Consider the following 8,552-nt stretch of genomic DNA (forward strand, 5'->3'; position numbering starts at 1 on the left):
ATTATTTTTGATGATGTTCGAATTATTTCTCTTTAGTAACAAGTAGCACACACTCTCTCCACCCTGACGCCCAAATCCAAAACAAACATCCCGTTGATTTCAGAAATGATATGTTATAACGTTTCATTATCGATGGGAAGATGAACAGCTTAGGTGATGGAGTTTCTATGCAAGCAACGAAGCTACCAATGGAGTGTGAAAATCTGAATGAGATCCGCCAAGGTATCGATTCCATTGATCGTGAGATCATCAGGCTGTTGCAGCGGCGTATGGGGTATGTTTTGTCAGCAGCCCAGTTCAAGCCGGATGAAACGAGTATTCCTGCTCCAGACCGGGTTGCGGAGATGTTGATTGACCGCCGTCGTTGGGCTGAGAAAGAACAACTTTCCGCAGATTATATAGAGCAGCTTTTTACCGGGATTATTCGCTGGTTTATCACTCAGCAAAAGCTGCATTGGCGCGCTGAGCGCGGCTTGCCAGTTGAGGAAGGTGTATGAAGGGCCGCTCTAAATATGCTGGCCTGGAAGCCTGTTTGCAGGAAGCCAAGTCCAGGGTAAGCCAGGGACAGCCAGAGGTTCTGGCATCGTTTTCATCTCCATGTCATAGACGCAACCCAATAGGGTTGTTTGCCTCCGGCTATCAGCATGAAAGGTTCGCGTCTCTGTGGGGTGTGCCCTCTAGAGATGAATATGCTGTGACCTTTGGCTCTGCCTGTGAATTTAGTTGTGCCCCAGGGGAATCTTGGTCTGAAATCCAAGCCAATTGGCAAAAATTGATGTCCTCCGCTGTGGTAAGCGGGGGGCATCGGCCGGTTTTGTGTGGTGGGTTTGCTTTTGATAGCCAAAAAGATTCCTCATCCTTGTGGCAAGACTTTCCCGCAGGGGCGCTTACGTTGCCCGAGTTGGCCCTTTACTGTGAAGGGGATCGCAGTTATCTGGTAATGAATTTTATCGTTACCGATCAAACAGAATGCAATCAGACTGCGGAGCGGCTGAAGGCGCGGTGGCAGCATATTTTGTCTCGTAGCTCTGACCTTTCTGCGAATGACAATTTGTTTTCGATGGAGTCTGATTTTAGCCAAAATTATGTAGGCCAAATGGCTTGGCAGCAGCGTGTAGTAGGCGCGGTCGAATCAATCAAGCGCAACGAATTTCAAAAAGTAGTTCTCGCTCGTTCTGAATCACTGAGCGCGGATTGCTGCCCGGGAAGTATTCTCGGATATTTACAAGAATCTTACCCCGATGCCTATTTATTTGCCTTTTCCCGCGGAAAAAGTTGCTTTCTTGGGGCTTCGCCTGAGCGCTTAGCGGCTGGTAAAGACGGGCGTATTAGCACAGTGGCTTTGGCCGGTAGCGCACCTCGGGGAAAAGATCCGGCAATTGATTATAAATTGGGGATATCTCTGCTTGACAGCGATAAGGACCGATTTGAACACGACCTGGTTGTCCAACATCTCCTTTCTATTTTGCGCAAATACTGCCACAGCGTAGCGGAACCAGAACCGCCCCAACTCTGTAAATTAAAGCAAATTCAGCATTTGCTGACGCCTCTAGAGGGCTTGGTGAAAGATGGCGTAAATCTGTTGGATATCTTATCGGATTTACACCCCAGTGCTGCGGTGGGAGGCCTGCCGAGGAAAAAAGCACTGAAGTATATCCGTGAAAATGAAGGCCTGGATCGCGGTTGGTATGCCGGACCTGTTGGTTGGCTCAATGCCGAGGGGGAAGGGGAGTTTGCTGTTGCACTGCGTTCTGCACTTATTACTCCGGGCACGGTAACACTATTTGCCGGTTGCGGCCTGGTTGAGGCTTCCCTTCCTACCCACGAGTATCGTGAAAGTTGCATCAAAATGCGTGTTATCCGAGACGCAATAAGGAGCGTATCTCTTGTCGCCGAAGCCGCAGAATAAATTAGAGCCAATCAGCCCGGCCAGCTTGTTAAAGGATTTAGTTTGTCAGGCTATTGATGCCGATATTAATGGTATTCATCCGCAGGCTGACTTAATTGCACTGGGGCTCAACTCAGTACAAATCATGAAGATAGCTGGTCAATTAAGGCAGAAAAAGATCAAAGTAAAATTTGCTGATCTTATTGCAGTGCCTCAATTGGAAGCCTGGCTTTCTCTACCTCAGTTGGCTACTGGAACTGAAGAAAGTACCAGTGAACATTTATCTGTGCCGGGAGCCTTTGATGAAGGCACTCCCTTTGATTTGGCACCGATGCAACATGCCTATTGGATTGGACGAGACCCGAATCAATATTTAGGGGGCGTTGCCGCACATTTTTATCATGAGTTTGATGGTCAGGATGTAGTACCTGATCGATTGGAACAGGCTGTGCGCTCCCTATTCGAGCGGCATGGGATGCTGCGTGTTCAAATCCTCGATGATGGTCGACAGCAGATTCCCGCAGAAGTGAGCTGGCCCGGTTTAAAGGTTCATGATTTCAGGCATCAGGCTGCCGCAGAAGCGGAGCAGAGTCTTATCGCTGTTAGGGAGCAACTCTCCCATCGGCAGCTGGATATATCGCAGGGCGAGGTTTTTGATGTACAGCTCTCAATGTTACCTGCTGAATTAAAAGCTGGCGGCACACGCCTACATATTAATCTGGATATGGTAGCTGCAGATGCCTTTAGTCTGCGCGTGTTACTGAATGACTTGGCCAAGCTCTACCTGGAACCAGAACAGTCTCTGGTTCCGCTTAATTACAGTTATCCGCGCTACCAGGCTGACCGCAGCGCTCTTCACTCAAAGGAAGAGCGCCGAGCTGAGAAGCAGCAGGCCAAAGAACACTGGCAGGATCGCCTGGCAGATTTGACTGGTGCTCCTCAATTACCCACTGCAATAGGTATTGAGTCTAAAGACACTCGTCGCGTTGTTCGTCGCCACTATAGTCTGTCTGCTGATCGGAAAAACCAGCTAGCGGAATTTGCGAGTCGTCACGGTATTACTTTATCCATGACCTTGGCAGCGGCGCTTGCGGAAGTGCTTACGGCCTATAGCGAAGAGTCAGATTTCCTGCTGAATCTCCCCCTGTTCGACCGGGAATCCCTGCACCGGGATGTCAACTCCCTGGTAGGAGACTTTACTTCTTCGATCTTGCTTGCCTGGCAGGGCAGCCAGAGTGGAACCTTCGTTGAGCGTGCACAGCGTTTACAACACAACTTCCGTCAGGATGTAGCGCACGGGAGTTATTCCGGCGTAGAGGTGCTGCGTGACCTCAGCAGGCAACAGGGACAAACGGTGTTTGCGCCGGTTGTCTTTACCAGTGCGCTTGGGCTGGGAGAATTATTTGGCGAGTCAGTTCGCAGTGCCTTTGGAGATGTCAATTGGATTATCTCCCAAGGGCCACAAGTGTGGCTGGACGTACAGGTTATGGAGCTCAAAGGCGGCCTGTCTGTAAACTGGGATGCGCGGGAAGCTGCTTTTGCTCCCGGCGTTCTGGATGGCATGTTTGCGGCCTTTACGCAGTTACTGGAATGCCTGATCGGTAGCCCGGAATTCTGGGCCCAGCCCATACCATCGCTGCTGCCAGCGGAGCAAAAGCACCAGCGGCAGCAGGTAAATTCCACAGCCAAGCCATACCAGTCTCACCAATTACACGAACATTTTTTTAGCAATGCTAAAAACTGCCCGGAAGCAGTGGCTCTCTATTGGAACGGTGAACAAATCCGTTACGGGGAGTTGGCCCACAGTGCTTTGGCGATGGCCGCGTATTTACAGCTTCAAAGTGTTGAGCCCGGTGATTTGGTCGGTATTTTATTACCCAAGGGGCCGGAGCAGATTATTGCAGCCTTGGGCGTATTAGCGGCAGGAGCGGCTTATCTGCCACTGGGTATAGACCAGCCACCGTTGCGTAGAGAGCGCGTACTGAAACTTGCTGGAGCCAAGCTGGTTATAGATAACTTGTCTGTGCTCTCCGGTGTCGCGCCTTTATCCAAGCCTGTTGTGGGAGAGGCCAAAGATCTCGCCTATACCATTTTTACCTCTGGCTCTACCGGTGAACCTAAGGGCGTCGAAATTAGTCACGGGAGTGCCTGGAACACCATAGCGGACATTAACGCGCGCTTTTCGGTTAATGAAAATGATCGCGTGCTCGCCGTATCAGCATTGGATTTTGACCTTTCCGTTTACGATATTTTTGGGCTCTTGTCCGCCGGCGGTGCATTGGTATTGGTTGAAGAGGAATCCCGGCGGGATGCTGAGCGCTGGCATCAGCTGGTGTGCCAGCATGGCGTTACTGTGTGGAATACGGTGCCGGCGCTTTTGGATATGCTGCTGACCACGGGTGGTAATACCCCAGCTGGGGAGCTGCGCCTGGTATTAAATTCTGGCGACTGGATCAGCCTTGACCTGCCGGAACGATTAAAGCGCGTAAACCCAGGTTGCCGCTTTATCGCTTTGGGCGGGGCCACCGAAGCTTCTATTTGGTCGAACAATTTTGAAGTCAAAGAAGTTGATTCCTCTTGGCGATCTATTCCCTATGGTTACCCTTTGGCCAACCAGCAATTCAGAGTGGTGGATGCCCAGGGGCGTGATTGCCCTGACTGGGTGACAGGGGAGTTATGGATCGGTGGTGCTGGCGTTGCTTTGGGGTATCGCGGTGCTCCCGATATCACCGCAGCCCGTTTTGTGACAGACGAAGGCGAGCGCTGGTACCGCACCGGAGACTTGGGCCGCTATTGGCCGAACGGGTGCCTGGAGTTTTTGGGCCGCGCCGATAATCAGGTCAAGGTGCGCGGACACCGCATTGAACTCGGCGAGATTGAAGCGGCACTGACTGCGCACAAAGGGATTGCGCAAGCGGTCGCACTGCTGACTCAGCGAGGTGTGGTTGCGGTTGTCGTTCTGGAATCCAAATTATCGCAAGGGAATATAAATCCAGAAAAGTGCTTTGTTGATTTGCAGCAGTTGCAGGAACCTTTGAACGATTTGCGGGAGTTCCTGAGTCAACGATTGACCAGCGCCATGTTGCCCAGTGAGCTTTGGTGTCTCACTGAAATACCGCTTACCGCCAATGGCAAAGTTGATCGCGGCGGTTTACAGCAGTTTGCCGATGAATCCCTGTCGCAGTACCAGACAAAGCAGAACCCACCGCAAGGTAAATTAGAGCAGCAGGTGGCTGCCGCCTGGTGCAAATTCCTCGATGTTAATGATATAGCCCGGGACGATAACTTCTTCGCACTTGGAGGTGACTCCCTGTTAGCAACCCGTGTTGTGCGAGATCTGCGCGAGTCTGGCTTTGAAGGTGTCACACTGTCGGAATTATTTAGCCAGCCCAGCTTGGCCGACTTTGCTGCGACATTAGTTCAAGATCCAACTGAGAACCCACAGCGAAATAAAGACACTACCGAAATTACTGTTACACCCTGGCAATCGGATAAGGCCAATCGGTACGCCGCTTTTGAACCTACCGATGTCCAGCGGGCCTATTGGCTGGGAAGGGACCCGGAATTTGTTTTGGGTGGTATCGGTTGTCATTTTTATCGCGAATACGACGTTGTTGATCTCGATCTGGAGCGTTTGGAGTCTGCACTAAATGCGATGATTGCCCGCCATGAAATGCTGCGGGCTGTATTCGACAGTGAAGGTCGTCAGCGCATCCTTGCCGATGTGCCGAGATTTTCCATTGATGTTACAGAGGTAGACCGCGATCCAGCTTCTGCTTTTGCTCAACTGCGACAGGAGTGCGCTGAGCAGGTGTTTGAGCCCAGCCGGTGGCCACTGTTTGATGTCCGTGCTGTGCGCTGTGGGCGCAATACCCGATTGGCTATCGGTTTGGATAATTTGATTCTCGATGCCTTCAGTATTCTGCTGTTTTATCGTGAGTTAAATATTCTTTATCAAAGCCCTGAAACCCATCTACCTTCTATCGAACTCTCTTTCCGCGACTATGTGCGCAATGTATTGCCGCAAACTACCGCAGTATTTGATAGTGATCTTGCCGAAGGTCCCCTGGCTGCCGCAAAAACATTTTGGCAACACAAATTATCGGAGCTGCCTCCCGCGCCTCAGCTGCCCATAGTGCGGGAGCCGGCATCCATTGAGCGCCCGCACTTTGTGCGCCATCAACAGCATATTGATAAGCGGACCTGGCAAAACCTGGTTGCGCGCGCGGCTGAGCAGGGAATCACTCCATCAAGTCTGCTTCTAACAGCTTTTGCCGAGGTGCTTAGTCGTTGGAGCAGTCGCCCTGACCTGAGTTTGAACCTTACCCTGTTTGATCGCCGTGAAGTTCATCCAGATATCTATCGGGTAATGGGGGATTTCACCTCCCTGACCCTGGTGGGTTACCGACCTGAGGCCGGTGACAGCTGGTTGGTGCGAGCGAAAAAAATACAAGGGGAAGTTGGCGCGGCCCTGGAACATCGCGATATTTCCAGTGTTAGCTTGATGCGGGAATTAGCCCGCCGACAGAGCGACGCGGAAGCCACAATGCCCGTGGTCTTCACCAGTGCACTGGGTATTCCCGGTGGCACAGCGGCACCGGAGGATGGGCCTCTGCGGGAACCCATCTGGGCCCTGACACAAACGCCGCAAGTCTGGTTGGATCACCAGGTGGTCGAAGTCGAGGGAGGCGTTTTCTTAAATTGGGATGTGGTCGAAGCGCTTTTCCCTGAGGGGATGTGCGCGGAAATGTTCCAGGCCTATATCGGCTTGCTCCAATGGACGGGTGACGCTGAATGGGATTCCACACCGCCTGATTTATTACCCAAGTCTCAACGGGAATTGAGAACCCAGCTTGAAAAGCGTACCGCAATTGACCCAACAGATAATTTGTCGCAGCGATTTTTCCAGCAAGCAAAAGCGAATCCCGACAATATCGCCTTATATTGGGGTGACGATAATTCCCTGAGTTATGGCGTTCTGGCTGAGCGTGCTTTACGCATCGCTGCCTGGTTATTGGAAAGCCAGATTTCACCTGCCGAGGTGGTGGCCGTTAACTTGGCGAAAGGGCCCGACCAGATTGCCGCTGTTTTGGGGGTGCTCGCAGCGGGAGCCGCTTACTTACCTGTTGGTATCGATCAACCGCAGGCAAGGCGTGAGTCAATGTTGCGCCGTGCTGATGTAAAAGTGGTACTCGACCAAAGTGCAATTCAACAGGCCGAACAGTTCGCTCCTATAGATGAGCCTATTGCAACAGAAGCTGAGCAACTGGCTTATATCATTTTCACTTCCGGCTCTACTGGCGAACCCAAGGGCGTCGAGATCAGTCACGGTGCCGCCTGGAATACCATTGCCGATATCAACGAACGTTTCTCTGTTGATGAAAATGATCGTGTACTGGCCATTTCAGCCCTGGATTTTGACCTCTCTGTTTACGATATTTTTGGACTGCTATCGGTCGGTGGTGCGCTGGTCTTGATTGAGGAGGAGGACCGACGGGATGCCGAGTGCTGGCATCAACGAGTATGTCACTACGGCATCACCATCTGGAATACGGTACCGGCGCTATTGGATATGTTACTCACTGTCGGTACCGGTACGCCGCCTGGCAAATTGCGTTTGGTATTAAATTCCGGGGATTGGATTGGCCTGGATTTACCCCAGCGATTAAAACAAATACAGCCCGATTGCCGTTTTATCGCACTGGGGGGCGCCACGGAAGCTTCTATTTGGTCCAACAGTTTTGAAGTTATAGACGTTGACCCAAGCTGGCACTCGATCCCCTACGGATACCCCCTGGCTAACCAGAAATTCAGGCTGATGGATACCCAGGGGCGCGACTGCCCTGACTGGACAACGGGAGAGCTGTGGATCGGTGGTGATGGTGTCGCCATGGGCTATCGCGGGGCGCCCGAGTTGACCGAAGCGCGCTTTGTTTCGGCCGATGGTGAGCGCTGGTATCGCACAGGGGATCTTGGACGCTACTGGCCGAATGGATGCTTGGAATTTTTGGGGCGCGCCGATAGCCAGGTCAAGGTCCGTGGCCATCGCATAGAACTGGGTGAAATCGAAACCGTATTTAATCGTCAGATGTTTGTGCAGCGCGCCCTGGTGCTGGCCACAGAAGAACAACAGCTGGTCGCTGCCGTTGTGCTCAAACCTGAATGTCCTTCAACTTTTAATACTGATGACTTACGCGAGTATCTTCGCTGTTACCTGCCTTCCTACATGGTTCCGGATTTCATAGTGACTTTGCCGGAAATGCCCCTAAGTGCAAACGGCAAATTGGATCGGGCTTCAGTATTAAAACTCGTGAATGCGGTGGAAAAACCGCAACAGGAAAAAGCGGCTGAACTGGTGACGGATAACGAGCGTCTGGTAGCCCAGATTTGGCAAGAGCTTCTTAGCCTGCCCGTAATAAACCGCGATCAAAATTTCTTTGAATTGGGTGGCGATAGTTTATTGGCAACCCGGTTTATTGACCGCCTAAAACAGCAGCACCGTTTGCTCCTTCCCCTCAGACGTTTATTTGCCTCTCCGAGACTGGCAGATGTTGCCGGTGCCCTAAGCACAATGGAACCGCCAGTGGATATAGATGCGGATATGGTGGAAGAGGGCGTGATATGAATTTGATAAGTAAATTATTTTTCAGCGATTGGACGGAGT

General features: G+C 51.7%; 3 protein-coding genes. All 3 read left to right on the forward strand.

Annotation, left to right across the window (positions count from 1 at the left end):
• Positions 1 to 167 precede the first annotated feature (167 nt).
• Genes ACJJIR_RS09940 through ACJJIR_RS09950 form a run of 3 tightly spaced genes read left to right on the forward strand, consistent with a single transcriptional unit; the run spans position 168 to position 8,513 of the window.
• Complete coding sequence (locus ACJJIR_RS09940) at positions 168 to 497, forward strand: isochorismate lyase (RefSeq protein WP_444908227.1); 330 nt, start codon at positions 168 to 170, stop codon at positions 495 to 497.
• On the forward strand, positions 494 to 1,909 hold the full coding sequence (locus tag ACJJIR_RS09945; protein ID WP_444908228.1) for an isochorismate synthase: 1,416 nt from the start codon (positions 494 to 496) through the stop codon (positions 1,907 to 1,909). The genes ACJJIR_RS09940 and ACJJIR_RS09945 overlap by 4 nt, the downstream gene beginning before the upstream one ends.
• Positions 1,887 to 8,513: a non-ribosomal peptide synthetase gene (locus tag ACJJIR_RS09950; RefSeq protein ID WP_444908229.1), complete on the forward strand. Its 6,627-nt coding sequence runs from the start codon at positions 1,887 to 1,889 to the stop codon at positions 8,511 to 8,513. Before ACJJIR_RS09945 ends, ACJJIR_RS09950 begins: the two co-directional genes overlap by 23 nt.
• Positions 8,514 to 8,552: the final 39 nt, after the last annotated feature.

This window comes from Microbulbifer maximicatervae (SeqCode), from assembly GCF_052467385.1.

What these genes read in the sequence shown, in the direction of transcription:
- ACJJIR_RS09940 (WP_444908227.1), top strand. Translation starts at nt 168, where the DNA reads ATGCAAGCAACGAAGCTACCAATGGAGTGTGAAAATCTGAATGAGATC.
- ACJJIR_RS09945 (WP_444908228.1), top strand. Translation starts at nt 494, where the DNA reads ATGAAGGGCCGCTCTAAATATGCTGGCCTGGAAGCCTGTTTGCAGGAA.